Annotated in this window: 22 protein-coding genes, 1 pseudogene and 2 riboswitches; of the genes and pseudogenes, 12 read left to right on the top strand and 11 right to left on the bottom strand. The window is 64.0% G+C overall.

From position 1 onward, the window contains the following. Positions 1-78: 78 nt before the first annotated feature. The 11 genes and pseudogenes from HGQ17_RS12420 to HGQ17_RS12370 form a co-directional block, all read left to right on the top strand. Positions 79-912 (top strand): annotated as a pseudogene (locus tag HGQ17_RS12420) (homocysteine S-methyltransferase family protein); the annotation flags it as partial. A 157-nt stretch (positions 913-1,069) separates the two neighbouring features. After that, positions 1,070-2,206 (top strand): LLM class flavin-dependent oxidoreductase, encoded by a 1,137-nt coding sequence (locus HGQ17_RS12415; protein WP_168888267.1) that lies wholly within the window; start codon positions 1,070-1,072, stop codon positions 2,204-2,206. A gap of 49 nt (positions 2,207-2,255) precedes the next feature. Beyond that, a riboswitch (SAM riboswitch) is annotated at positions 2,256-2,370 on the top strand. Between the two features lie 12 nt (positions 2,371-2,382). Beyond that, positions 2,383-3,552 carry an LLM class flavin-dependent oxidoreductase gene (locus HGQ17_RS12410; RefSeq protein ID WP_168888266.1) on the top strand — a complete coding sequence of 390 codons (1,170 nt, stop codon included), beginning with the start codon at positions 2,383-2,385 and terminating at the stop codon, positions 3,550-3,552. Then, entirely contained in the window at positions 3,549-4,847 is a 1,299-nt protein-coding gene (locus tag HGQ17_RS12405) for an NtaA/DmoA family FMN-dependent monooxygenase (RefSeq protein WP_168888265.1), read from the top strand. The genes HGQ17_RS12410 and HGQ17_RS12405 overlap by 4 nt, the downstream gene beginning before the upstream one ends. A 66-nt stretch (positions 4,848-4,913) precedes the next feature. After that, positions 4,914-6,554 carry an ABC transporter substrate-binding protein gene (locus HGQ17_RS12400; protein WP_168888264.1) on the top strand — a complete coding sequence of 547 codons (1,641 nt, stop codon included), beginning with the start codon at positions 4,914-4,916 and terminating at the stop codon, positions 6,552-6,554. Next, positions 6,554-7,501: an ABC transporter permease gene (locus HGQ17_RS12395; protein WP_168888263.1), complete on the top strand. Its 948-nt coding sequence runs from the start codon at positions 6,554-6,556 to the stop codon at positions 7,499-7,501. Before HGQ17_RS12400 ends, HGQ17_RS12395 begins: the two co-directional genes overlap by 1 nt. 8 nt (positions 7,502-7,509) lie before the next feature. After that, positions 7,510-8,445 carry an ABC transporter permease gene (locus tag HGQ17_RS12390; protein ID WP_168888262.1) on the top strand — a complete coding sequence of 312 codons (936 nt, stop codon included), beginning with the start codon at positions 7,510-7,512 and terminating at the stop codon, positions 8,443-8,445. Positions 8,446-8,447: 2 nt separating this feature from the next. Then, entirely contained in the window at positions 8,448-10,106 is a 1,659-nt protein-coding gene (locus HGQ17_RS12385) for an ABC transporter ATP-binding protein (protein WP_168888261.1), read from the top strand. A gap of 45 nt (positions 10,107-10,151) precedes the next feature. Beyond that, positions 10,152-11,606 carry an MFS transporter gene (locus HGQ17_RS12380; protein WP_168888260.1) on the top strand — a complete coding sequence of 485 codons (1,455 nt, stop codon included), beginning with the start codon at positions 10,152-10,154 and terminating at the stop codon, positions 11,604-11,606. Between the two features lie 13 nt (positions 11,607-11,619). After that, positions 11,620-12,663 carry an LLM class flavin-dependent oxidoreductase gene (locus HGQ17_RS12375; protein ID WP_168888259.1) on the top strand — a complete coding sequence of 348 codons (1,044 nt, stop codon included), beginning with the start codon at positions 11,620-11,622 and terminating at the stop codon, positions 12,661-12,663. 60 nt (positions 12,664-12,723) lie between these two features. After that, positions 12,724-13,929: an MFS transporter gene (locus HGQ17_RS12370; protein WP_168888258.1), complete on the top strand. Its 1,206-nt coding sequence runs from the start codon at positions 12,724-12,726 to the stop codon at positions 13,927-13,929. A gap of 29 nt (positions 13,930-13,958) precedes the next feature. Here HGQ17_RS12370 and HGQ17_RS12365 read toward each other — a convergent pair whose 3' ends face one another. The 9 genes from HGQ17_RS12365 to HGQ17_RS12325 form a co-directional block, all read right to left on the bottom strand. After that, a complete protein-coding gene (locus tag HGQ17_RS12365; protein WP_168888257.1) occupies positions 13,959-14,456 on the bottom strand; it encodes a GNAT family N-acetyltransferase in 498 nt (165 codons plus the stop codon). Between the two features lie 62 nt (positions 14,457-14,518). Continuing rightward, positions 14,519-14,812, bottom strand: a complete 294-nt coding sequence (locus HGQ17_RS12360; protein ID WP_168888256.1) for a HigA family addiction module antitoxin — start codon at positions 14,810-14,812, stop codon at positions 14,519-14,521. A 24-nt stretch (positions 14,813-14,836) separates the two neighbouring features. Further along, positions 14,837-15,118 (bottom strand): type II toxin-antitoxin system RelE/ParE family toxin, encoded by a 282-nt coding sequence (locus HGQ17_RS12355; RefSeq protein ID WP_168888255.1) that lies wholly within the window; start codon positions 15,116-15,118, stop codon positions 14,837-14,839. Between the two features lie 98 nt (positions 15,119-15,216). Beyond that, positions 15,217-16,104, bottom strand: a complete 888-nt coding sequence (locus HGQ17_RS12350) for a DUF1684 domain-containing protein (RefSeq protein ID WP_168888254.1) — start codon at positions 16,102-16,104, stop codon at positions 15,217-15,219. A gap of 14 nt (positions 16,105-16,118) precedes the next feature. After that, positions 16,119-17,723 (bottom strand): ABC transporter substrate-binding protein, encoded by a 1,605-nt coding sequence (locus HGQ17_RS12345; protein WP_168888253.1) that lies wholly within the window; start codon positions 17,721-17,723, stop codon positions 16,119-16,121. A gap of 240 nt (positions 17,724-17,963) precedes the next feature. Continuing rightward, a complete protein-coding gene (locus HGQ17_RS12340; RefSeq protein ID WP_168888252.1) occupies positions 17,964-19,592 on the bottom strand; it encodes an ABC transporter substrate-binding protein in 1,629 nt (542 codons plus the stop codon). A gap of 17 nt (positions 19,593-19,609) precedes the next feature. After that, positions 19,610-19,727, bottom strand: a riboswitch (SAM riboswitch). A gap of 102 nt (positions 19,728-19,829) precedes the next feature. Next, positions 19,830-20,822 (bottom strand): ATP-grasp domain-containing protein, encoded by a 993-nt coding sequence (locus tag HGQ17_RS12335; protein ID WP_168888251.1) that lies wholly within the window; start codon positions 20,820-20,822, stop codon positions 19,830-19,832. After that, positions 20,822-22,159 (bottom strand): NtaA/DmoA family FMN-dependent monooxygenase, encoded by a 1,338-nt coding sequence (locus tag HGQ17_RS12330; RefSeq protein ID WP_168888250.1) that lies wholly within the window; start codon positions 22,157-22,159, stop codon positions 20,822-20,824. Before HGQ17_RS12330 ends, HGQ17_RS12335 begins: the two co-directional genes overlap by 1 nt. A gap of 9 nt (positions 22,160-22,168) precedes the next feature. Then, positions 22,169-23,176 carry an LLM class oxidoreductase gene (locus HGQ17_RS12325; RefSeq protein ID WP_168888249.1) on the bottom strand — a complete coding sequence of 336 codons (1,008 nt, stop codon included), beginning with the start codon at positions 23,174-23,176 and terminating at the stop codon, positions 22,169-22,171. A gap of 161 nt (positions 23,177-23,337) precedes the next feature. Here HGQ17_RS12325 and HGQ17_RS12320 point away from each other — a divergent pair, with 161 nt between their 5' ends. Next, positions 23,338-23,871, top strand: coding sequence for a GNAT family N-acetyltransferase (locus tag HGQ17_RS12320; RefSeq protein ID WP_168888248.1), 534 nt, complete (start codon positions 23,338-23,340; stop codon positions 23,869-23,871). Here the strand turns inward: HGQ17_RS12320 and HGQ17_RS12315 are convergent. Together HGQ17_RS12315 and srmL are read right to left on the bottom strand one after the other, a co-directional pair. After that, on the bottom strand, positions 23,868-24,878 hold the full coding sequence (locus HGQ17_RS12315) for an IS481 family transposase (protein ID WP_168888247.1): 1,011 nt from the start codon (positions 24,876-24,878) through the stop codon (positions 23,868-23,870). The two genes, HGQ17_RS12320 and HGQ17_RS12315, sit on opposite strands and share 4 nt — an antisense overlap. A gap of 17 nt (positions 24,879-24,895) precedes the next feature. After that, the gene (srmL, locus tag HGQ17_RS12310) at positions 24,896-26,014 is read right to left on the bottom strand and encodes a PheS-related mystery ligase SrmL (protein WP_168888246.1); all 1,119 of its coding nucleotides are present in this window, start codon (positions 26,012-26,014) and stop codon (positions 24,896-24,898) included. Positions 26,015-26,054 lie beyond the last annotated feature (40 nt).

Below are 26,054 nucleotides of genomic sequence, written 5' to 3'. Positions count from 1 at the left end.
CATCATCCAATAAGGGCGCGAGCCCCTTGACTCGACACACCTCCACGCTCAACCGCGAATGGCCCCTATAATGGCCACCGCGAGAAGATGCGGGTCATCGGCAAGGAGGACCTCCTGGAACCGCTGAACCGTGCGGCACTGAAGATCGCCCGAGAGGTCGCTGATGCCAAGCCCGGCAATTTCATGGCCGGCAATATCTCCAATTCCAATATCTGGGATCCCGCCGATCCCGCCAAACAGGCTGAGGTGCGTTCGATGTTCGAGGAGATGGTTGGCTGGGCCGTGGAGGAGGGCGCCGATCTGATCATCGGTGAGACCTTCTACTACGCCGGTGAAGCCCTGGCCGCCCTGGAGATCGCCAAGGCCAGCGGACTTCCGGTTGTACTGACCCTGGCACCTATGGCCTTCGAGGAGATGGCCGATGGCGTGGGTGTGGTCGAGACCGCCCAGCAGCTGGAGCAGGCCGGTGCCGACGTCGTCGGGCTTAATTGCTTCCGCGGCCCAGAGACGATCATGCCCTGGCTCAAGCAGATCCGGGAGAAGGTCTCCTGCCATGTGGGGGCCCTGCCGATCCCCTACCGGACCACCGCTGAGGAGCCGACCTTCTTCAACCTCTCCGATGTCCGGGCCACTGTGCCCTCCCCGCATGGGCGGACCTTCCCCACCGCTCTGGATCCGCTGCTGAACAACCGCTATGAGATCGGCGCCTGGGCCAAGGAGGCCTATGACCTGGGCATCAACTATCTCGGTGTCTGCTGTGGTGCAGCCCCGATGCATATCCGCGAGGTCGCCGAGGCGGTGGGGCTGACCACTGAGGCCAGCCGGTTCTCCGAGAACATGTCCAACCACTTCATGTACGGCTCCCACGACCGGCTGCCTGATCACATCGCGGAGCTGGGCGCCACTGCCTGATCCACCACCCATATCTGGGACCCCCAGCTGCTGGTACCGGGCAGAAGTCCTTGTGTTACACCGGGAGTCCTAGTGTTACAACGGGCCCAGGTGCTCCTGTTCGGCGTTGATATGTTCGCTGAGCACATTCTCGTGACTGTCGAGCAGGAGCACCACCGTGTCCATTCCGCTGAGTATTTTCGACCTCGTCCCGGTGGCCGAGGGTCAGTCCCCGCAGCAGGCGGTGGCCGCCAGCGTGGAGCTGGCACGCTCCGCTGAGAGGCTGGGTTACACCCGCCTCTGGTACGGCGAGCATCATTTCAACCCCGGGGTGATCGGCTATAACCCGGCCCTGCTGATGGCCCTGGCCGGCAGCGCCACCTCCACCCTGCGAGTCGGCTCCGGGGCAGTGCTGGCAGGCCAGCGCAGTGCATTGGCCATCGCCGAGGATTTCGCTCTGCTGCAGGCCACACTGGGCGACCGGGTGGACCTCGGCATCGGCCGGGCCCCAGTACGGGGCAAGCGCACCCAGTCCAAGGACCCCGGCTCCCGACCCCCGGCGATGGCCACCAAAGAGGCCCAGCAGGACCGCACCACTGAGGAGGGTCTGCTGCTGCCGGCCGCACCTGATCTCAGCGGACTGGGGAAAAACCCCAGAATGCAGGCCATTGCCGAGCTGCTGATCCCCGAAGGCACCCCACTGGCCCCCTATGGGGAGTTCATCGACCAGCTGATCAGTTTCCTGAACCACACCACCGAAGCCGAGGGCGTGGCCCTGCCCTCTGCCACCCCTGAGCTGCCTACTCCCCCACAGGTATGGGTCCTGGGCAGCTCAGCCGGGGAATCGGCCAAGGTCGCCGGTGAGCGCGGACTGCGCTTCGGAGCGAACTACCATGTGGCTCCCTCCAATGTGACCGACGCCGTGGATCACTATCGGGCCAGCTTCCAGCCCAGTGATGAGCTGGCTGAGCCCTATGTGATCGTCTCCGCTGAGGTTCTGGTGGCCGATTCCGAGGCTGAAGCCCACCGCCTGGGTGCCGGCTACGACCAGTGGGTCTACTCCATCCGCTCCGGTCAGGGGGCGATCCCCTATCCGGCCCCGGACAGCCCGGCCGCTGCCCCCTTGGGCGCAGAGGCTGCCGATCTGGTCCGCGACCGGACCTCCACCCGTTTCCTCGGTACTGCCGATCAGGTCGCTGAGCAGCTGGATGTGCTGCAGCGGGCCACCGGCGCCGATGAGCTGCTGATCAGCACAACCACCCATGATCCGGCGGTTCGGCTGCGCTCATTCGAGCTGCTGGCCGATGTGACGTGAAGTTACAGGCCCCCTCTGGCTGAGGGGGTCGCGGTGCTAGCGTTGAGCCCGTCATGAGATCCGGCGCGAAGCCCTGGCTTGCCGGACAGCAACCCTCTTTCACAGTGGGGTGCTCCAGGTGACGACAAGGTCGCACACCATCCGGTGCGCGGCAAGTGTGAGTTGAGAGGATTGCTATGAACAGCACCCACCAGCCGGGATCAGCCTCGGCTGATTTCCATCTGGCCATCGGCCTGCGGGACACCGGGTGGCACCCCGGGTCCTGGTTCCGGATTCCTGCCGCCCAGGAAGTCTTCACCCCCCAGTACTGGGGCTCGCTGGCCCAGACTGCCGAGGCCAGCGGGGCGGATCTGGTCACCTTCGACGATTCCCTGGGCCTGCAGCGTCAGGGGCAGCTGGATGCCTCCCTGGTCGCCGCCTGGGTCGGCGCCCGCACCTCCCGGATCGGCCTGGTGCCCACTCTGACCACCACCCACACTGAGCCCTTCCACCTGTCGAAGAACATCGCCACCCTGGATTACATCAGCTCCGGGCGGGCCGGCTGGTTGGCTGAGGTATCGGCCACCGCCGAGGAGTCAGCCCTCTTCGGACGCGGCCGGGATGATCTGGATGCGGAGTCCCTCTACGCGGAGGCCTCCGATGTGGTGGATGTGGCGCGCCGGCTGTGGGACTCCTGGGAGGACGACGCCGAGATCCGCGACTCCGCCACCGGACGTTTCGTGGACCGGGAGAAGCTTCACTACATTGACTACGAGGGCGAACGGTTCACCGTCAAGGGCCCCTCGATCACTCCTCGCCCGCCGCAGGGCCAGCCGGTGGTGGCCCTCCAGGGCAGTGGATCCGCCCAGTTGAAGGCAGCCGCCCAGCAGGCAGATCTGCTCTTCCTCTCCGCAGCCAGCCTCGAGGAGACCACCGGGCTGCTGGAGAAGGTCCGGGCTGTGGAGTCCGAGACTGGCCGCAGTGGAGCCCCGCTGTTGGTGTTCGTGGACCTGCAGGTACTCATCGAGCCCACCGCAGAGGCAGCCCAGGCCCGGCTGGCCGAGCTCAATGAGGCCGCCGGTGAGGACAACGCGGCTGGTCAGCAGCAGGTCATCGGCACCTCCGCGGAGGTCGCCGAGCGGATCCAGCAGATCGCCGCAGCAGGTTTCTCCGGGGTTCGGCTGCTGCCGGCCGAACACCACACGGATCTGCCCCGGATTGCCGAGGAGCTCAGCCCGCAGCTGACTGAGGCCGGCGTCGTCGTCGGTTCTGAGCAGCCGCTGCGGTTCCGCCTCGGCCTGGAGGCTGCGCCCAACCGCTACGCAGATGGAGAGAACCAGCCGGCCCTGGCAGGAGGAGCAGCATGAGCGATCAGCCACGACAGGTCATTCTCGGTGCGCACTTCCCCGGGGTGAACAACACCACGGTGTGGTCAGATCCGGCCTCCGGCAGCCATATCGATTTCGAGTCCTTCCGGAAGTTCGCCCAGTCGGCCGAACGGGGTTTCTTCGACTTCCTGTTCCTGGCCGAGGGGCTGCGGCTGCGCGAGCAGAAGGGCCGGATTCACGATCTCGACGTCGTCGGGCGTCCTGACACTTTCCCCGTGCTGGCTGGCCTCGCGGCAGTCACTGAGCATCTGGGGCTGGCCGGGACGATCAACGCGACCTTCAATGAGCCCTATGAGGTTGCCCGCCAGTTCGCCAGCCTCGATCACCTCTCCGGTGGCCGTGCCGCCTGGAACGTGGTGACCAGCTCGGATGCCTTCACCGGGGAGAACTTCCGGCGCGGGGGTTACCTGGAGCATGATCAGCGCTATGTCCGGGCCGAGGAGTTCGTCAAGGCGGCCAAGACCCTGTGGGACACCTGGCCCGATGCCGCCGGGGAGCCTGAGCCCTTCGAATACCAGAGCACCCAGTTCGATATCCGCGGCCGGTTCAATGTGCCGACCCCGCCGCAGGGTCATCCGGTAATCTTCCAGGCCGGGGATTCACCCCAGGGCCGGGATTTCGCCGCAGCCAATGCGGATGCGATCTTCACCCGGCACAGCGAGCCCGAGGTGGGCCGGAAGTTCTATGCCGATGTGAAGTCCCGGGTGGAGAAGTTCGGCCGGGATCCGGAGAGCCTGAAGGTGTTGCCTGGGATCAGCTTCATCATCGGTGATACCGACAGTGAGGCTGAGGAGATCGCCGCCGAGGTCCGGGCCCAGCAGGTCAGCGGCCAGACCGCCCTGCTGCTGCTGGAGCAGATCTGGAACCGGGATCTCAGCAGCTACGACCCCGAGGGTCCGCTGCCGGATATTGAGCCTGATACCGAGGGCCCCTCGATCTTCGCCGGTCGTGCCCGCCAGGTCACCGACCCCCATGCTGAGGTCGCCAAACTGCGCAAACTCTCCGAGGAGAAGGGCCTGAACCTGCGCGAGACCGTGATTGATACCCAGTCGCGGCAGTCCTTCATCGGCAGCCCGCAGACGGTGGCTGATGCCATTATCGACGCCGTGCAGACCCGGGTTTCGGATGGGTTCATCCTGGTTCCGCATATCACCCCGGCCGGCCTGGAGCCCTTTGTGCAGAAGGTTGTGCCGCTGCTGCAGGAGCGCGGCGTGCTGCGCACTGAGTACCCCGAGGGCGCGACCCTGCGCGACCTTCTGGGCGTTCCCCGCTAATTCCCTCTTACTGACCCCCGGACTCTGATGCTGCCGGGGCTTGCACCGAAGAGAAAGACACAATTGATGACCGACCACACTTCTCGTTTCCCATCCTCACGACTGCGTATACCGACCGCGGGCCTCCTGATCGGCTCGCTGAGCCTGGTGGCTGCCTGCGGCGGCAACGGCGGTGGGGCTGCCGGTAACGGTGGGCCGGTGGGAGATCCCGAACCCGGTGGCACACTGAGCTTCGCGGTGGGTTCCGATGACGGCTGCATCGACCCCCAGCAGACCGGCTCCAATGACTCCATCTACCCCAGCCGCCAACTGGTGGATTCGCTGACCGATCAGGACCCGGAAACCGGGGAGATTGCGCCCTGGTTGGCTGAAGAATGGGAGATCAACGACGACGCCACCGAGTACACCTTCACCCTGCGCGAAGGTGTGACATTCGCCGATGGCACACCGCTGGATGCTGAGGTTGTCGCCGCGAACCTCGACCGGGCCACCGAACTGGGCAGTCGCGGGCACATCACCCTGAGCTATATCGAGGGTTATGAGGAGACCGAGGTCATCGATGACCAGACCTTCACGGTCCGGTTCGAGGAGCCCAGCGCCCAGTTCCTGCAGGCCACCTCCACCCACGCCCTGGGGATCCTGCACCCGGACTCGGTGGAACTCAGCGATGACGAACGCTGCGAGTCCGTGGAGGGCTCCGGACCCTTCGTGCTGGAGAGCTACACACCGGACAGCTCCATCACCATGACCGCCCGCGAGGGCTATGACTGGGGCTCGGAGGTCTGGGATAACCAGGGTGAGCCCTATGTGGACGGTATTGAGTTCACCATCGTTCCCGAATCTGGGGTCCGTGCCGGATCCCTGCAGTCGGGGCAGGTGGATGTCATCGGCAATATCGCCCCACAGGACCTGCCCCAGCTGGAGTCTGCCAATGCTCAGATCCTGCCTCGGACCAACCCCGGGATGCCCTTCGGGCTGGGGCTGAACCAGGAGGAGGAGCTCTTCCAGGATGAGGCCGTGCGGGAGGCGATCTCCCTGGGCATCGACCGTGAAGAGATCGTCAACACCGCATACACCGAGGACACTCCGGCCTCCACAAGCGTGGTCGCCTCCACCACTCCGGATCATGTGGACCTCTCCGAGTACCTGCAGCATGACCCCGATGCTGCCCGTGAAGTCCTCGAGGATGCCGGCTGGGAACTCGGCGATGATGAGGTCTACGAACGCGACGGCGAGCGCCTGGAGTTCACCATCCTGTGGTTCGACAACGCCCCCACCAACGCACCGACCTTGGAGCTGATCCAGCAGCAGCTGAACTCCACCGGTTTTGATGTCTCCCTGGAAGAGGGCCAGGTTGCTGAATTCGGCACTCGCGTGGCGGAGAGCTCCTTCGACATCATCTGGCGCAACGCCACCCGGGCCGATGCCGATATCCTGCGCACCAGCTACGGACCGAGCAGCCCCTATCTGATCGAGGACGAGGAGCTCTTCGAGACTCTGCGGGAACTCTCCGCTGAGCCGGACCCCGATGCTCGTGCCGAGATCGCCGCCGAGGCCCAGGAGCAGGTGGTCAGCCAGTACTACACCGTCCCAGTTGTGGACCTCACCACCACTTTGGCCTCCCGGGCAGAGGTGCACGGTGTGCGCTTCGACTCCGGCTCCCGGGTCTACCTCAATGACGTCTGGATCGAGGAGAGCGCTCAGTAATGGTTCGCTATATCGGCATGCGGCTGCTGCTGGCTGTGGGGGTGCTGTGGGCGGCCTATACGGTCACCTTCGTCATCCTGTTCATGGTCCCCGGTGATCCCATCTCCGCGATGGCCGCCGGGGGCATGGACTCCGGCACTGTCAGCCCGGAGCAGCTCGACGCTATGCGCGCCGAGTACGGCTTCGACCAGCCGCTGCCGGTCCAGTACGGTCAGTACCTCTTCGCCGCCCTGCAGGGTGACCTTGGCACATCAGTGCAGACCGGTCAGCCGGTCACCACCGCGATCGGCCAGGTGCTCTGGCCAACAGTCGAGCTGTCCATCGCAGCTCTGGTGGTGGCAGTGATCTTCGGCGGAGCCATCGCCCTGATCGCCACCTACACCAATCTCCGTTGGCTGCGCGAGACCCTGCTGGCCATCCCGCCGCTGGCCATCTCCCTGCCGACCTTCTGGATTGGTCTGCTGCTGATCCAGTGGTTCAGCTTCAGCTGGAACATCTTCCCCGCCATGGGAAATGACGGATTCAGTGCACTGGTCCTCCCGGCAATCACCCTGGGACTGCCGATCAGCGCCCTAGTCGCCCAGGTGTTGGCGAAATCGCTGCAGGAAGCAGCAATTGATCCCTACGTGACCACTGCCCGGGCCAAGGGAATCAGCCGCATCCGGGTCCACCTGGGGCATGTGCTGCGCAATGCGACCCTGCCATCGCTGACTATGGTCGGCCTGATCGCCGGCAACCTGCTGGCCGGTTCGGTCATCGTCGAAACCGTCTTCTCCCGCCAGGGCGTGGGCCAGCTGACCGTTCAGTCCGTGACCATGCAGGACCTCCCGGTAGTCCAGGGTGTGGTGGTCTTCGGCGCGGTGGTCTTCATCGCCGCCAACCTCATTGTGGATCTCCTGCTCCCCGTAGCCGACCCCCGCGTCACCGTCGGACGCTCCTACGCCTAGGAAAGCTCATGACTCAGACTGCACTGCCCTCCACACTCCGCTCCGAGGTTCCGGGCACCGAATCCCAGGACCCCCAGAACGACGAGGTCCGCTCACCTGCCGCTGCTCCGAAACAGGCCCCCAAGAAGCTGCCGTGGACCCGGTGGCTGCGCAAGCCCGGTCTGGTGATCAGCGGACTGTTTCTGATCCTGGTCGTCGTCGCCGCTTTCTTCCCGAATGTGCTGGCCTCCGGTGACCCCTATACCGGTGACAGTACCCAGGCCCTGCAGTCTCCCAGTGCCGCCCACTGGTTCGGCACTGACCATCTGGGCCGGGATCTCTACACCCGGGTTGTCCACGGGACCTCGCTCTCACTGCGCACCGCCCTGGTGGCCGTGGTGATCGCCCTCTTCTCCGGTGGTGTCTTCGGGATTATGGCCGGATTCCTGGGCGGCTGGGTGGACCAGGCGATTATGCGGGTGGTCGATGTGCTGCTGGCCATCCCCTCCCTGCTGCTGTCCCTGGCGCTGATCTCCGCCCTGGGCTTCGGCTCCACGAATGTGGCCATCGCAGTGGCCATCGGTTCGGTAGCGACCTTCGCACGCATCGCCCGATCCCAGAGCCTGCGGGTCTGCCAGGCGGTTTATGTAGAGGCCGCCCGGTCCCTGGGTTCGCGCTGGTACACCACCCTGCGTCGGCACGTGCTGCCGAACGCCTCCGGGCCCATCCTCGCCCTGGCAGTCCTGGAGTTCGGTATGGCGATCCTTTCGGTCTCCGCCCTGAGCTTCCTGGGCTACGGCGCTCCCCGGCCCGCCCCCGAATGGGGTTCGCTGGTCTCGGAGGGCCGTAACTACATGGCCGCAGCCTGGTGGCTGACCACTATCCCGGGTCTGGTCATCGCCGCGACCGTGCTGGCCATCAACCGCATTGCCTACGCGCTCTCCGGCGAGCGCAGGAGGTTCTAGACATGACAGCTCACGACGTCGACTCCGCACCCCTGCTGCGGGTGGAGAACCTCACCTCTGAGTACCTCACCACCCGAGGCACGGTCGAAGCCCTGCGCGGTGCCGGGCTGGAGATCGGCCATGGGGAGACGGTTGCCCTGGTCGGTGAATCCGGTTCCGGTAAGTCCACGCTCTCCCATGCGCTGATCGGCCTGCTGCCGGAGAACGCCCGGATCACCGGGGGCAAGATCCTCTTCGGAGACACCGATGTGGCCGATTGGTCCGACCGGCAGTTCCGCACCCTGCGGGGCAACCGGATCGGACTGATCCCACAGGACCCCACCGTCAGCCTCAACCCGGTGCGAACTATCGGCCACCAGGTCATCGAGGCGATCCGCGCCCACCGGAAGATGCCCAAGGCCTCAGCCCAGGCGGAGGCTGCCGAACTGTTGGACCGCGCTGGTATCGACCGACCCCAGACCCGGCTGCAGCAGTATCCCCACCAGCTCTCCGGCGGTATGCGGCAACGGGTGCTGATCGCCATTGCTATTGCCGGCCGGCCGGATCTGCTGATCGCCGATGAGCCGACCTCCGCACTGGATGCGACCGTGCAGAAGAAAATCCTGGACCATCTGCAGGAGCTGACTGCCGAACTGGGCACCTCAGTGCTTCTGGTGACCCATGACCTGGGTGTCGCCGCAGATCGGGCAGACCGGATTGTGGTGATGAACGGTGGGCGGATTGTGGAGGCCGGAACCTCCGATGAGGTGCTGACCAATCCCACCGATGCCTATACCCGGCGGCTGGTGGCCGCTGCCCCGGGTCTGAGCGAACCTTCCCGGGCTCCTGCCCCACTGCCGGCAGACACTGAGGTGCTGCTCTCGGCCAAGGACCTCCGCCGTGAGTTCACCCTGCCGGCCCGGCGAGGGGAACCGAAGCAGACCATCCACGCAGTGGACGGGGTCAGCTTCGACCTGCTGCGGGGCGAGACCCTGGCCCTGGTCGGTGAATCCGGCTCCGGGAAGTCCACCACCGCGAAACTGGTGCTGGGACTGGAGAAGCCCGACGCCGGCAGCATCACCTTCGCCGGAGAAGATGTCACCTCCCTGCGTGGGGAAGCTTGGCGGCAGCTGCGTCGTCGTGCCCAGTTGATCTACCAGAACCCCTACGCCTCGCTGGACCCGCGATTCTCCATCGAGCAGATCATCACTGAACCCCTTGATGCCTTCAAAGTGGGCTCCAAGGAGCAGCGCCGCAAAACAGCGGCCAAGCTTCTGGATCAGGTGGCGTTGCCGGAGGGGACGCTGCAACGCCGGCCCGCTGAGCTCTCCGGTGGTCAGCGGCAGCGGGTGGCCATTGCCCGGGCTCTGACGCTCTCCCCTGATCTGGTGGTCTGCGATGAGCCGGTTTCGGCACTGGATGTCTCAGTTCAGGCTCAGGTCCTGGACCTGCTGGCGGATCTGCAGGCCGAGCAGGGACTGACCTATCTCTTCATCACCCATGACCTCGCCGTGGTGCGGCACCTGGCACACCGGGTGGCAGTGATGCGCAGCGGTCAGATCATCGAAACTGGTCCCACCCAGGAGATCTTCGAATCGGCTGAACATCCCTATACCCGGGAGCTGCTGGAGTCCATCTCCGGGGCCCGGGCTGAGGATGATCTCGCAGGGGCACTGCAATGAGCTGTTCACCGACCGCTGCTTGCCACTGATCGGGGCTGAACAGTCATGGGACCAGCTGGCCTCGCCCCGAGCGTTCGAGATGACACCCTCGGTGGGTCCCGGGCGCAGTCACTGGTGCTGCTGGCCTGTATGGGGGCCGGATTCACCACCCTGATCGATGGGGCTTCGATGGCCTATATCGCTCCATCGGTGGGTGAGTCCCTGGGTGCCAGCACTGCAGGGGTTCAGTGGTTTCTGGCTGCCTTCTCTCTGACCTTCGGCCTCGGCCTGGCCCCTGCCGGCCGGCTCGGTGACGCCTACGGCCGGCGCAAGCTGTTCCTGCTCGGGCTCAGCCTCTTCCTGACCGGCTGCGGCCTGGCTGCGGCAGCCGCCGAGACCTGGATGCTGATCCTGGGCCGGCTATTTCAGGGACTGGGTGCCGGTATTCTCTCCGCCCAGGTGCTGGGCATCATCCAGGACACCTATTCGGGTCCGGCACGGGTCAGGGCCTTCGCGGGGTACACCGCCGCCGGTGCGGCCGCTGCAGTGGCCGGTCCCCTGCTCTCGGCCCTGCTGCTGGAAGTTATCGGTGAAGCCGCCTGGCGGCTGGTACTGCTGCTGCCCTTCCTGGCCGGAATCGGCACCCTCTGGGTGGCCTGGCGGCACCTTCCCCGGGACGCGAAAGGTTCGGCGGCGGTGGATCTGGACATCCCAGGGGTTCTGCTGCTGGGGGCGCTGACCCTCACGGTGACCCTGCCGGTTGTGGATCCGGGAGTCGGCACCGGTGTGCTGACTGCACTGGTGGCGGCCAGCATCCTGTTGGTGATGCTGCTGTGCGGGTGGGAGGTCAGCTACCGCAGAAGGGGCCGGCTGCCGGTCTTCGCCCCCGAACTGCTGCGCAGCCGCAGCTATATGGTCACCAATGCCGCAGCCCTGCTGTGGTTCGGCAGCATTCTGGCCTTCTCCACCGTATTGGTCATGTACTTCATGGCCGCCACCGACCTCTCAGCTTTCCTGATCGCCGCCGCCGGGATACCCGGAGCAGCCGCAAGGTTCCTGGGGGCACGGATGAGCAACAGGCTCTTCTCCCGGTGGGGTGCCACCGTGTTCCCCGCAGCGCTCAGCGGCCAGGTGGTGGCCCTGGCGGTGTTCGTCGTCGTCAGCTATTCCGTGGAAACGATGGCGCTGTTCTGGATTTCGGCTGCAGTGCTGGTTGTCCTGGGATTCTTCTCTGGAATGACCGAACCGACAGTGCGGGCAGTGGCCCTGGCGGAGGTGGGCCCACATCTGCGTGGGGTGGCTGCCTCCTTCCTGCAGCTGACCCAGCGGCTGGCCGCCACCTTCCTGATTGCCCTGGTCAGCGGACTGTTGCTCTCAGCCGGGTTGGACGTGGGCACCGGGTCACTGCGGATGGCAACTCTGGTCTGCCTCACCGCCAGCGCAGTAGCCTGCTTCTTAGCACTGCTGCTGCCCCCACTTTCGACTTCCCAGCCCGCCACCTCTTCGAGACAGTCCCAGTGAAGGAGTTTTGATCATGTCAGCTGCTGCATCCGCCTCGGGGGCCTCCCCGCTGAAGAAACTGGGGTTCCTCACCATTGGCCTCTTCGACCGGGATAATCCCGCCGCCGGGCATGAATCCACACTGCGGGTCATCGAGCTGGGGGAACAGTTGGGCTTCGACTCTGCCTGGCTGCGGCACCGGCATCTGCAGTATGGGATTTCCTCCCCGGTTGCGGTGATGGCTGCAGCCTCCCAGCGAACCTCTCGGATCGAACTGGGCACGGCGGTGACCCCCTTGGCCTGGGAGAATCCGCTGCGGCTGGCCGAGGATCTGGCCACGGCTGATGTGCTCTCCGGTGGGCGGATCAATCCAGGGGTGAGTGTGGGTGAACCCATGTACTGGGACACTGTCAAAGATGCTCTCTATCCGGATACCGCTGCGGCAGAGGATTTCAGCTATTCCCGGGTTCAGCGGCTGGCCGGGTTCATCGCCGGTGAGCCCGTGCGGGGGTTCTCCGGTAAGGATGGGGTGATCGAGGAGCATTCCGAACGGGTGGAGCCTCACTCCCCTGGTCTGCGTTCCCGGCTCTGGTACGGGGCGGGCAGTCTGCGCTCAGCCCAGTGGGCCGGTCAGGCGGGGTTCAACCTGCTGACTTCCTCGGTCGTCTTCGCGCCGGGGCAGGACAGGCCAGATTTCGGGGAGATCCAGGCCGAGCAGATCAGGGCCTTCCGGGCTGAGCACCCCGATGGCGCCGCAGCCAAGGTCTCCCAGGGGCTGGTGGTCATTCCTACTGATTCGGCAACCACCGAGCAGCGGCAGAAGTACCAGGCCTATGTGGATGAGCGGACTCCCCGGACGCTGCAGCCCAATGGCCCCAAAGGTTTCCTGCCGGCTAAGGACATCATCGGCACCAGCGAGCAGATCGCTGAGGAGTTGGCAGCCCATGCCGGTTACCGGGAGGTCGATGAGGTGGCCTTCGCCCTGCCCTTCAGCTTCGAGGAGACCGATTACGTGCAGATACTCACAGATATTGCCGAACGTCTCGGCCCGGCCCTGGGCTGGTCGCCCCAGGCATAAGGCACCCAAGTAATCTAGGGCGTCATCGACGGGGTCCAGCGCACTCCATAGACTGAGTCGGTGAGTCTCGGTCGGTCATTCAAAGTTCTCTGGGGTGCCAATGCCCTCTCAAACCTGTCTGACGGGATCACCTTCGTATCGATGCCACTGCTGGCAGCATCCCTGACCGATGACCCTCGCTGGGTAGCAGGCTTGGCTACTCTCTATGCGGTAGTCCGTCTCACTGTGGTCCTTCCCATCGGTGTCTATGTAGACCGCCTGGACCGAAGAACACTGTTGGTGCTAGCCAACCTGTTACGCGGTGCCGCACTGGTATGCCTCGCTCTGACAATCCACTTTGGCCCAGCAACTTTGATGGTGCTCTACGGGGTGATGGCTATCGTCGCCGCTTTGGAAAGCGTCGCAGACAGCTCTGCCATCGCCCTGTTGCCATCCCTGGTGAAGAAGGATCACCTCGACGGGGCCAACTCACGCATTGCGGCCACCCAGCTCGCTGCAGACGAGTTCATAGGCCCACCGTTGGGCGGACTACTATTCACAGCAGGGATGGTCCTACCCGCTTATGTCATGGGTGGCCTGTGGGCAGCAGCTGGAGCATTCGCTTTGGCACTGCCAAAGCGAAGCAGACCCACTCAGTTGGCCCCGCCAGAACAGAGACCTTCTGTGTATCGAGAAGCGCTAGAAGGTGCCCAATGGCTTCTCAAGAACCGCACGGTGATGACATTGGCGCTCATCGGAGGTCTCTCAAGCATCGGATATATGTTGCCGTTTTCCGTGCTGGTCCTTTTCGCTGACATACAGCTCGACTTAAACGCCGCCGGTTACGGCATATTGCTTGCGTTTTCTGCTCTCGGGGGCCTTGCGGGATCTTTCATCACCGTGCCGATCCGCATTCGCCTCGGATACAGGTGGACCATCACATCCAGTCTTATCCTCGGCGCATCTACCCTGGCCCTACTTGCCTACACAACACAGGTGGTGCTGGCCGCACTGCTTCTTGCTCTGTACATCATGCACGCAGTTGTCTGGAACATCTGTTCAACTTCGATTCGTCAACGACTTGTACCCTCGGAACTGTTGGGCCGGGTCGGCGCGACTTCAAAAGTTCTTGGCCTTCTAGGACTCGCCCTAGGATCAGCCCTAGGCGGCCTCCTTGCAACTACAGATATCGCTCTACCTACGTTGGTTGGCTCCATAATTTTCTGCGGCTGCGTACTCCTGGCTTTCTTCTTGCCAAGAGATCCCGAGTCACAGGTCAGTCGGTGATGGCCCGGGGGCTGGGATAACGACCTCCACTAGGGAAGGTCTCGCCACATGAGGAGGAGGTCGACGGCGCCCGAAGTCAGGTGAAGGAATGCCTGGGGCGCGGTGCCGATGGCCCGAAACCCCTCGGAGCGGTAGAGCTCCACCGCTGATGCATTCGTAGCCACCACCGCGTTGAACTGAATACCGCGGTATCCACTGGACGTGGCCCAATCCACCATGTCCCGGACCATCGCCCGGCCGGCCCCTCGACCACGCGCGTCATCGGCGACCATGAAGGAGCCTGAGGCAATATGCGCTCCCTGGTTGGGGCGGTTGGGGTACATATTCGCGGTGCCCAAAACCTCGCCGGATTCATCAGTGGCGACGACAACGCGACCCGCTGACGGTGTCAACCATTCACGCCGCATCTGATCCTCAGATGGAGAAACTTCCATCGCGAAAGTCTCCCCGGCAGCTGCCACCTCTTGGATTATCTGCCAGATGGCAGTCCAGTCAGCGGCAGTTGCTGCCCGAACCGTGAGCGCCATCTCGCAAAACTAACACTGCCTTAATGACCTCACAATGGGAAGGACCCATCCGCAGGCCTCCCCTAGGCGGCCTGCAAGGGGCGGATGGCGTCGATTTCCTGCCCATGAAGAGCGCGTTCCACAGCCAAGTCGTAATGAGTCTGGGCGTTGGTCCAAAACTCGGCGGACATACCGAAGTACTGACCCAGACGAAGTGCAGTCGCGGGTGTAATCCCCCGCTTTCCGTGAACTATTGCGTTAATGCGCGCAGGGTCCACACCAATATCCTTGGCCAGGCGGTACTGCGAAATACCCATTGGCTTCAGGAAATCCTCAAGCAGGATCTCCCCGGGGTGAGCATGATGGGTGAGACTCATGAGTTCTTTCCTTTGCATTTGGCTCTAGTGGTAATCCGTGATTTCAACGTTCCTCGGCCCCGCTTCCGTCCATTCAAAACAAATGCGCCACTGTTTATTAATGCGGATGCTGTGTTGGCCCTGTCTGTCTCCGTGTAGCGCTTCGAGTTGATTCGCCGGAGGAACTTGAAGGTCCTCAAGGCGGGCCGCATGGTGAAGGTGCCCTAACTTGCGTACAGCTACCTTCAGGATTCGCGGATCAAACTTCTTATGTTTGCCCGTCTCCCATACTTGTTCCGTGGCCTTGTCACGAAACGACTGGATCACAGGTAGATAATAGCGTTAAACACTAATAGCGCCAAGCGCAATCATTGCGGCCTTCAGCTGCCTGGCTCTACAACACTCAACTCCGGACGGATCGCCGGTCAGTCGGTGATGATCCGCTGCCAGGTCATGCCCGGGCCCTCGGCAGCTGATTCCACCCGCTGAGTCGGTTTCTTCTCCCCGGCGGTCACCGCTGCCTCAATCCGGTTTCCCTTCGGCGGCAGCGGGCAGGTGGCAAGATCCGTGTAGGCACAGGGCAGATTGGCCGCGTTGTTGAAGTCGACCACCACCTCCGCGGGCTCACCGGAGCCGACGTGGAACCGCAGCGCCCGCAGCGCGTGGTAGGTCGTCTCCCCGGAGGTGTGATCCGTGAAGAGCACCAGCCGCTCCCCCTCGGCGAACCCATCAAAGGTCAGCAGCTCGTACTGCTGCCCCTCGGCCTGGAAACGCACCCGTCCTGGAGCCTGGTAGACATGCTCAATGCCCTCCACTGCTGCGGCAACGGTCACCGGTTCCGGCTGGGCGAAGGGCTCATAACTGGCAGTGACCCGCCAACCCGGGTTGTAGTCGAACCGTTCAGTTCCGGTGTACTCGCTCAGGAAGGGGTGGGCGGCACTCTTGGGCCGCAGGATGAACAGCCCGCCGCGTTTGGCCACCTCCAGGGAGGTCACCCCGAGGTCGGTCGACTGTCCCTCAGGTACTCCGAGCAGGATCCCGCCACGTTCAGGAATACCAGCAAACTCTCGGACCCCGGTGAGCTGTTCGCCATCACGTGCCAGCACCCCGGACTCACCGAGATCGACGACGACGGCATCGTCCCTCACCTGCCAGATTCCCGGGATACCGGGGACCTCAGTGGGTTCGCTGCTGAGCCAGTAGAGACCGGTGACCGCGAAGAATCCGTTGGCTGAGCGCCGACCCTGCTCACGCTGGGCGAAGGCATCCTCCCAGGCTTGGCTGGCGGTGGTTTTGGTGGGCTGTGCGGTCATCGGTGGTCCTTCTTTCAGTCGGCGTCGTCGATCCAGACATCGTTGAGGTAGATCCGGGAACCGGAGTCGAACCGTACCCCGTGGACCGCCTCGCGGCTGGCCAGCACGGCGGTGGACTCCAGGACCGGAACGCTGAGGTATTCGGCGGTGATCTTCTCCTGTGCCTCGGCGACGATCTCGGCCCGGGCCTCCGGATCCGGCTCCGCGGACTGGGCGGCCAGCAGATCGTCAATCTCGGAGGCGCTCAGCCGCTGGGGGTTGGCGGTGGTGGAGTCGAACCGTGCCCGCAGGATATCGGGATCGGCGCGGGTGAGGTTAGCCCAGATGACATCATAGGTGCCTTCGCTCTGCAGGGTCCCCATCTCGGCAATCGGCACATCCCGCAGGGTCACGTTGATGCCAACTTCGGCCAGCTGCTGCTGGATCATCTCCTGACTGGCGGACGCCTGTGGGGTGGCATCGCCGAAGTAGGAGATCTCGAACTCCAGTGCCTCGCCGTCGCGTTCCCAGCCGTCGTCGGTGCGCTCCCAGCCTTCCTCCTCCAGGATTTCCTCGACCCCCTGAGGGTCATAGGAGAGGTACTCGCTGATGTCCACATGGTCAGGTGTGGTGGAGGCCAGCACCGAGGTTGCCGCCGGGGTGAACTCGGTGAACAGGGTCTCCACGATGTCCTCGCGGTCGATGGCGTGGGAGATCGCCTCGCGGACCGGCTGCTCGCCCAGCACCGGGTGTTCGTGGTTGACGTTGAGCCCCATGGCAATGCCCGGGTTATTGCGGCTGAGCAGCTGGGCCTCGGCACTCTCCAGCTGGGCGATGTCCTGGTGGCCGACACCGGCGATGAGATCGGCCTGGTTGGACTGGATCAGCCCTGCCCGCACACCGGATTCGGAGACTACGGAGAACTCCAGAGCATCAACATGGGCCTCACCTTGGTTCTCCCAGGCGGTTGATCCCCAGGCGTAGTCCTCACGTGCGCTCAGTGTGGTCTGCTGTCCCTGGACGTATTCCTCGAGGACAAAGGGCCCGGATCCGATGACCTCCTGGCAGCGGGCGTCCTCGTCCAGTGCGGTGGTCTCCGGGGCGAGGATGCCCAGGGAGTGGGTGGAGGTTGCCTGCAGGAACTGGGCATTGGAGTCCTCGAAGTGCACGGTGAAGTTCAGCTCATCGTGGACCTCCGTCTCTTGGTATCCCGTGAGATAGTCATTGGGCAGGGTCGCCCGGGCACCGAGTTCGACGGCGGCGTCGAAATTCGCGGCCACTGCCTCAGAATCCACTGGCTCCCCATTGCTGAAGGTCGCCCCCTCCTGGAGAGTGAAACTGAACTCGGTGGCGTCGTCGTTGATCTCCCACTCCTGAGCCAACCAAGGCACGATCTCCCCGGTCTCCGGATCCTGATCAGTCAGCGAATCCACCAGTTGGCGCAGTGAGTAGATCGAATCATTGGCCACTACCTGGTGGGGATCCACGCAGCCGGCATCGGAGCCGACGGCGACCCGGAGTGTGCCTCCGGTGACGATATCCCCGGGATCTCCACTGTCACCGGCTGGGCCGCTGCCGCCCTGGTTGGTTCCGCAGGCGGCCAGCAGGCTGAGGGCGGAGAGGGTGGCGGTGGCTGTCATCAGACGGGAGATTCGGCCCGCGAAGGCCGGGATGTGATGCGCTGTTGGGCTGCCGGGCATAGCTGTCGTTGTTCCGATCAATGGTGCTACCCGATGGCGGAAGGACCACCGGGGTGGCTGGGGAGTCCAGCGGAGTGCTTCTCCGCTCTGAGATTACGCCTCAGGCCAGATCCTGTGCCGACACGGGAACACAATTCGTAACCTCCGTGCCGGCGGCAGTCTCGGCCAGTGGCTGCGAAGTCAGTCGGCGTCTTCGATCCAGGTGTCGTTGAGGTGGATTCGCGATCCCGAGTCATAGTGCAGCCCATGGACGGTATCCCGGGTGGCCAGCACTGTGGTCAGCTCCAGCACCGGGATGCTGTGGTACTCGGTGGTGATCTTCTCTTGGGCCTCGGCGACCATTTCAGCCCGGGCATCGGGGTCGACTTCGGTGGCCTGCTCAGCCAGCAGTTCGTCGAGCTCCCCCGGCTCCAGCCGGAGGTTATTGGCACCCTCGGTGGAGAACTGATTGCGCAGGATATCTGGATCAGCCCGGGTGATATTTCCCCAGGACGCATCGAAATTGCCCTCAGCTTGGATTTCGGCGGCCTCGGCGATCGGGGCCTCGCGCAGTTCCACGGTGATACCGGCCTCGGCCAGCTGCTGCTGGATCAGTTCCACACTCGGGGCGTTGGCCGCCGCATTGTCCCAAAAGACAATTTCGAAACGCAGGGGTTCACCCTCGCGCTCCCACCCCTCCCCGGTGTGGTCGAATCCGGCCGCCTCAAGCAGTTCGGCGCTGCGTTCAGGATCGTACTGCAGGTGTTCGGAGAGGTCCGAGTAGTCCGGGGTGGTGGAGGCCAGGATGGATGCGGCCACCGGGGTGAACTCGGTGTAGACGGTCTCGACGATCTCCTCACGGTCGATGGCGTGCGAGATGGCCTCGCGGACTTCCTGTTCGCTGAGGAACTCGTTCTCGTGGTTGATATGCAGGGAGAAGACGATGCCGGGGTTGTTCCGGTCGAACAGTTGAGCATTGGCCGCTTCCAGCTGGGGTTGATCCTGGCTGGCGATATTGCCGATGGCATCGGTCTGCCCGGACTGCAGGGATCCGGCCCTGACCCCTGATTCGGGGACCACGGAGAATTCGAGTCCATCGACATGAGGACGCTTCTGGTTCTCCCACAGGCTGGAGCCCCAGTCGTAGTCCTCCCGGGCGCTCAGCGAGATGGAATCGTTCTGGGTGTAGCCCTGCAGGACGAAGGGACCAGATCCGATGACCTCCTGGCAGCGGGCATCGGCGTCGGCGGCCGTGGTCTCCGGGGCGAGGATGCCCAGGGAGTGGGTGGAGGTTGCCTGCAGGAACTGGGCGCTGGGTTCGGCGAAATGCACGGTGAAGCTGTGCTCATCGTGGACTTCAGTCTCCTGATACCCGTTGAGATATTGGCTGGGCAGACTGGCTCGGGCACCGAGTTCGACGGCGGCGTCGAAGTTTGCAGCCACTGCCTCGGAGTCCACCGGTTCTCCATTGCTGAACGTCGCACCCTCCTGGAGGGTGAAGGTGAATTCGGTGGCGTCGTCGTTGATCTCCCACTCCTCAGCCAGCCAGGGCACGATCTCCCCGGTCTCGGGATCTTGATCCGTCAGTGAGTCCACCAGTTGGCGGCTGGAGTAGATGGAGTCATTGGAGGTGGTCTGTTGGGGGTCGATGCAGCCCTGGTCGGAGCTGACCGAGAATCGCAGTGTGCCCCCGGTGACGATGTCCTCACCGTTGGTGGCCCCGGATGCCTGGGCGCCCTGGCCCCCGCAGGCTGTGATCAGCGCTAACGAGGCCAGGGTCAGGGAGCCCAGACCGAAGGATCCACCGGTACGCAGGTGCAGTTGTGACATGGGGGGTCCTCTCGAGATTGCCGTGCTTGCCGTCAGGCGGGTGCCCGCGGCCGGATCGTCATCTGGGGCACCCCATCACCGCGGAAGGGTTGCCGACCGGTCAGCCAGAGCTTCTGTGAACCGGTACTCGTGATCCTTTTTTAATCTTACTTCTTTTTCGGCTTGACTCTCGATAGAACGCAATACTAGGTAACAGTTAAAACTGTTACATTAACTGGGTAAATCCGCGTACTGTCCTCAGTCGGCTTTGAGGAGTTCGGCCAGGTACTGGGCGATGTGCCGGGTGGCGGGCACCCGTCCGGCCTGCTGCTCGGCAGTTTCGACATCGGGGTTGTAGTTGGTGTTGGTGTTGATGTCATAGACCACCTGACGCCCGTCGGTGGTCTCGATGAACTCCACACCGACGATCGGGATGTTGAGCTCCTCCAGCAGCTGGGTCAGCTTCTGGATCAGTGGGGTCTCCTCGGTGATCTCCTCACGACGCTGGAACTGCGGCGGCGCCTCAGCTGCGGTTCCGGGGATCTCGCAGGCCTCGGCGGGGCAGAGTTCGAAGGAACCCCCCGAGATATCGACTTTCACCGCATAGTGCAGTGTCCCGCCGATGAACTCCGCGCGGGTGATGAAGGGCTCAGCTGGCTGCAGATACTCCTGCAGCAGGGTGATGCCGTCGATGGGCTCGTTGGGGCCGCCGGGTGCGAACTCATGGGCCGCAGCGGCGAGCTCCTGGTGGGAATCGAAGCGCCGGACGCCCAGCCCCTTACCACCCTGGTTGTGTTTGGTGATGAACGGCGGGGTGAAAGCCTCAGCGGCCTCGGCCAGCCCCTGAGACCCGAAGACCGCGGAGGTTTTAGGTGCATCGAACCCCCGGGCGGCCAGCTCCCCGTGCTGGCGGACTTTGGAGACCTCCAGTTCGTAGACGCTGGAACCGTTGACCACAGTGCGTCCGGCTGCTTCCAGCCAGGCCAGAACAGCTCGGCCATATTCCTTCACGTGGGGGTCGGTGCGGGTGTGTGAGGATGCCGAGAGGCGGGACCAGAACACCCCCTGGGGAGGGGTTGTAGTGAGATCCAGGGATTTCTCGGTCAGCAACCATTCAACGTACTCCACGCCTTCTGCCGCCAGGGAATCAGCAAAGGGTGGGATCCATTCGGGGTTGTCGTGGATGACATAGACCACCGGGGTTGCTGCCTGGGGGAAGGCGGTTGTGGCAGTGGCAGGTGTTATGGTCATCAGTTGCTCCTTTGGGCTGTGCTGAGAACGTGCTCGGCAGTGGTGGTCGGGGAGGCTGCGCTTACCGGATAGCGGTGTCCCTGGCTGCGCAGTACTCCGCGGAGGGTGGTTTCGGTGTATTCGGTTTTGAAGATGCCCTTGGCCTGCAGCAGCGGGACCACCTGCTCCACAAAGGTCTCCAGTCCGCGAGGGAATTCATCGGCCATGAGGTTGAATCCATCGACGGCTCCGGCCAGGAACCATTCCTCCAGTGAGTCGGCCACCTGCTCTGGGGTGCCGACGATGATGCGTGCCCCGTAGCCGCCGAAATTCCGCAGGGTGTCCCGCAGGCTGGTGTTGTTCTTCCGGATCCAGCGCACGATCCCCTGGTGGTAGGAGACCGAGCGGTGGTAGGTAGTCTCGTCGATCTCTCGGTCGAGGATTTCGGTGGGGATCGGCTGGTGGGGGTCCAGCTCTTTGATCTCCTCGCCGAGGTAGTCGGACAGGGTGTTCAGGGTGTAGTTATCCGGGGCCAGGGTTTCCATCTCGTCATAGCGGCGCCGGGCTTCCTCCTCGGTACCGCCGAGCACAAAGGAGAGTCCCGGGGTGATCTTGATGTCATCGGGGTTGCGACCATAGGCGGCTGCGCCCTCTTTGACTGCCCGGTAATTCTTGATGGCCGGTTCCAGCAGCAGCTCGACGGTGAAGACACCTTCGGCGGTGGCACTGGCGAGATCCCGGCCTGCCGGGGAGCCGCCGGCCTGGAAGATCACGGGGTGGCCCTGGGGTGATGGCGGGACATTGAGCCGGCCCTCCAGGTCGAAGAACTCGCCACGATGCCGGATCCGCTCCCCGGTGGCAGCTGTCTCCCAGAGCCGGCGCATCACCGTGGCGAATTCCTTGGCGCGTCGGTACCGAGTGGGGCGGTCGGGGTTCTGGTCGATGCCGAAGTTGGCCGAGACGTTCTCGGCATAGGTGGTCACCGCGTTCCAGGCCAGGCGCCCACCGGTGATCACATCGAGGCTCAGCAGCCGCTCGGCCAGATCATAGGGGTCGTTATAGGTGGTGGATGCTGAGCCGATGAGCCCCAGATGTTCGGTGGCCTCACCGATGGCCTGCAGTGCCACGAAGGGTTCGACCTGTCCCAGGGGCCGCAGATTGGGGTTGCCCAGGGCGGGACTGTCGGCCAAGAAGACGGCGTCGAGTTTTCCGCGTTCGGCGATCCGTCCCAGCTGCGCCCAGAACTCCGCGGTGGTCAGTTCGGTCCCGGCCACATCCTGGGTTCGCCAGGCCGCGGGCCGCTGACCGAAGCCCTGGAGGTTGACGTTGAGGAGCATCTTCCGCTGTTGGTCTGTCATAGTGGCGCCTCAGAATCCTGCGACCTGAGCCGTGGAGGCGAAGGCCCGCGGCATCTCGGTGAGGTCATAGCGGCGGGGCACCAGGCCCAGGCGCTGACGCAGCGTGCCGCAGGCGGCAGGCTGGTGGTATTCCCCGATTTCGGCCATCCCGCTCAGGGCGGCAATCACTGCCGGCAGCTGTTCGAGATCTTCGACGGCGACCAGGAAACCATCGGTGTTGCTGCTCCAGGTGCTCTGCGCTGTGGTCAGCTGCTGGGGGTCGACGAGTTCAGCCAGTAGGAGGTCCTCCCTCTCGGCCGTCTGCCCAGGGGGCTCCGCCACATCCTGACCATGGGTGATCAGCAGTTCGGCCTGCTGGGTATGGGGCAGCTCGCTGTCTCCCAAGCTCAGGTGCCAGCCCAGTGGTGGTTCCCCCTGAACACTGGAGAACGAGCTCAGTGGCCCGGCCACCCGGTAGTGCCCGCTATGCGCGATCTCTTTGATCAGGCTGGAGTCGGCGTAACGGCCCTGGTCCTTATCGGCGAGGATGGACTCCCGGGGCCAGCTGTTCCAGAGTTTGCGCAGGACAGTGCCGAATTCCTCGGTGAGTTCAGCTCCGGTGGGCTGGGTCGTCCAGGCGGTGCCGGGGGTTCCGAGGTGATCAATGCGGTGGTCCCGGGAACCGAGGACGACGCCGATGCGGCCCTGGGTGAAGTGGTCCAGGGAGGCTGTGCGGCGGGCATAGTTATAGGGGTGTTCGACATCTGGTGAGGTGCTTACCAGGGCCGTGGCCTGTGGCAGCCGGCTCAGCAGTGCTTGGGCTGCTACCAGGGGGTCTAAATATCCGGTCTGGCTCTGCTCCGCGGCGGCCCGGGCGGGATGGAAGCGTTGGGCCCCGAGGTAGATGACTCCGCTGGTGAGGTCGATGACGTCCCGCAGTTGGGCATAGGCAGCCGAGCCCGGGGTGGTCAGCAGCTGGGTGATCAGCGCATCGCTGGGCGCGATTCCCCAGGGCTGGGGGTGGGCAGTATCTGCCATCTGGAGTCTCCTCCACCGGGACAGGACCAACTGGGACAGGCACTCATTATGGTGATCGATCTACCTGACCGGGGCAAAGCCTGTTACCTCAGGTGACTATTTATTGCGGTTTATTGTGCGAAGTCTCCGTAGTCGCGATCGCTGGGATTAGCCTAGGGCTCATGCAGGCGAATACACCCTCTGGGCAGGGGATTGCCCACAGCCGCTGGGTGGTAGAACATGTGGCCGCCGATGATCCGCGTGCGGTGGCTCTCCAGGAGGCGATGGGCGCGGAGATCGGTCCTCGCTATGCCGACCGGCACGGCGGGAACCTGGCCAATCTGGAGGGCCGCACCGATCATCCCGCAGGAACTATAACCCCTGAGAGTGTGCTGACGACCGTGCTGGTCACCGATGAGCAGAACCGGCCCGTTGCCCAGGGACTGCTGCGGGATTTGGATGGAACCCCTGAGGTCAAGCGGGTCTACGTGGTGCCTGAGGCCCGGGGCAAGGGGGCCGCCTCAACGCTGATGGATGCCCTGGAGGAGGCAGCCCGGGCCACCGGTGCGCCGCGGCTGATCCTGCAGACCGGAGACCGGCAGCCCGATGCTGAGGCCCTGTACCAGAAGCGGGGCTGGCAGCGGATCCCGATCTACTGGCCCTACATTGCAGCCGATTACTCCCGGTGCTATGAGAAGGTCTTTCGGCACGGCTAGTTGTATGAGGCCATGACGTTGTCGACGTGTGCCGATGTTGCAGAGGCAGGCGGTTGCCCTTCGTGAGCGCCGTGGGGACGGTGATAGTTGTAGTGCCGGTTCCATGTTTCCAGCGCGGCAGCGCGTTCTGCTTCCGAGCGCCAGATGCGCGCGTAGAGGAACTCTTCAGCGAGGATCCGGTTGTAGCGCTCGACTTTGCCGTTGTGTCGAGGCGTATATGGCGTGATGCGCTGGTGTCGGCTGGTCCCGACCGCTTCGCGGAAGGCAGCAGATCGGTAGCAGGAACCGTTGTCAGTCACGACGCGCTCGATCCGGGTGATGCCGTGCGTAGCGAACCACGCTCTGGCCCGCCCGAGGAACGCGACGGCAGTGACGGCCCTCTCATCCGGTAACGCTTCTGTGTAAGCGAGCCGGGTGTGTCCGTCGATGGCGGAATGCAGGTAGATGTACCCGATCCTGGCACCGCGGGTCTTCGTGCGGGCGACAGCTTTGGCTTTCTCGCTGCCTTTGCCGTGCACACGCCACCCGCCGCCGTCGGGGATGCGCCCGACCTTCTTCACGTCCAGATGCACCATGTGGCCGGGACGTTTGGCGTTGATACTTTGCGGCTCCCGGTTCGTCTCGCCGTTCGGGTCGATAAACTTCCGTCGATTCAGGCCCAGCTGTGCGAGGAGCCGGGTGATGGTGCGACGGCTCACCGGTGTGCCTGCCTGCTCGAGCTCGAACGCAATACGGGACGCCGACCATTTGTGTTCGCGCCGCATCGACTCGATCTGCTGCACGAGGTAGCCAGGCGTTGCAGATGGCTGTCGGGCCGGAGAGGATGAGCGGTCCAGTAGGCCGGTGTTCCCGAATCGCTTGTATCTGTTGACCCATTTCGAGGCGGTCGCGCGGGAGATCCCCATCTCGGCGGCCACGTGGGAGATAGGGCGGATGCGGCAGCGTTCGATCAGGCGGCGTCGGCCTTCGGGTGAGAGGGGAGCGTTGGCATGCGTAGGCGAGGTCATGGCTGCTCTCAGCGATCTCAGATCAGCTCCATCACCGGGCCTTCATGCACGGCCTCGTAGATAACGTTGCGGATCACGTTGGCCTCTTCCGAGGTCAGGGTGCGGTCGATGGGGCGTAGCATGATCCGGATCAGGAGATTGACTTGTCTTTCCCGAGTGCCGAGCCTAGAGCGCGCGGCCTCGGGTAGTCCCTCGTGGGGTGTACGGCTGAGAACCTCGAGAGACTCGATGACGTCGGCGTTGTCTCCGAGGGCGACGCGGATGCGGTCACCAAGCGTCTCCTCGTCCTCTTGTGCATCCACGACGACTGAGATGTCGCGCCGGGCCGCAGGCAGAAGTGAAACGTGCTGCCATGGATCAAGGGTGAGCATCTGGGTTGCTATGCGCGGGTCTTCTGCCCGGAGATAGCGGATGTCAGGGATGCCCTTGCGCAGCATGAGTGCACGTTCAAGGCCCATACCGAGAGCCAGGCCGGACCATCGCTCGGGGTCGAGGCCCGATCCGCGCAGCACCTCGGGATGGATGCGGCCGCACTCGGCGAGTTCAAGCCATTCGCCGTCGTGGAACACGTCGATCTGCCTACCACCGACGGTGTATGGGTGCGCCACGTCTGTTGTTCTCCACTGCGCATCTGGAAGGACTGCCTCAACCAAGTGGCCGATCATCGTGAGCATGTCCTCGTCACCGGTATCCGGAGTGCTACGGATGCGCCACAGGTCCACCTGGTGCGGTTCCCCCACGTGCGTGCGATCGACGGCGTCGCGACGGTAGACGAGGCCGGGTACCACGAGTAACTCATCCACCTCGGACATCCCCGCATAGTCCTCAAGGGCGCGCGGGAGTTCGGCGCTCATGTGACTGCGGAGCATCACGGCGGGGCTGATGTACCGGGTGTACCGGCGAGCCCGAGTCACATCACCTGGTTCGTAACCGAGGCGGTCGTAGTTGTCCCGAACAGGAACGACTGGCGAGCTGCGCACATACCGGAGGGAGCTGTCCCACTCGGGCTGCAAACGGTCGATGACCGATTGCAGGAGAGACTGGATGGCGTGCCGTCCCTGGTCGGGATCGGTAAGGTCGCGCGTATTGAGAGCACGATAGAGCTGGTCGGAAGTCAGATAGTCGGCGTGCGACATGAGAAAGTCTCCAAGAAGATGGCAGGTAGGTGAAGGACGA

This window comes from Nesterenkonia sedimenti (assembly GCF_012641515.1).
Classification (GTDB): Bacteria; Actinomycetota; Actinomycetes; order Actinomycetales; family Micrococcaceae; genus Nesterenkonia; species Nesterenkonia sedimenti.
The sequence above is the reverse complement of the archived record's forward strand: the minus strand, read 5'-3'. Positions and strand labels throughout refer to the sequence as shown.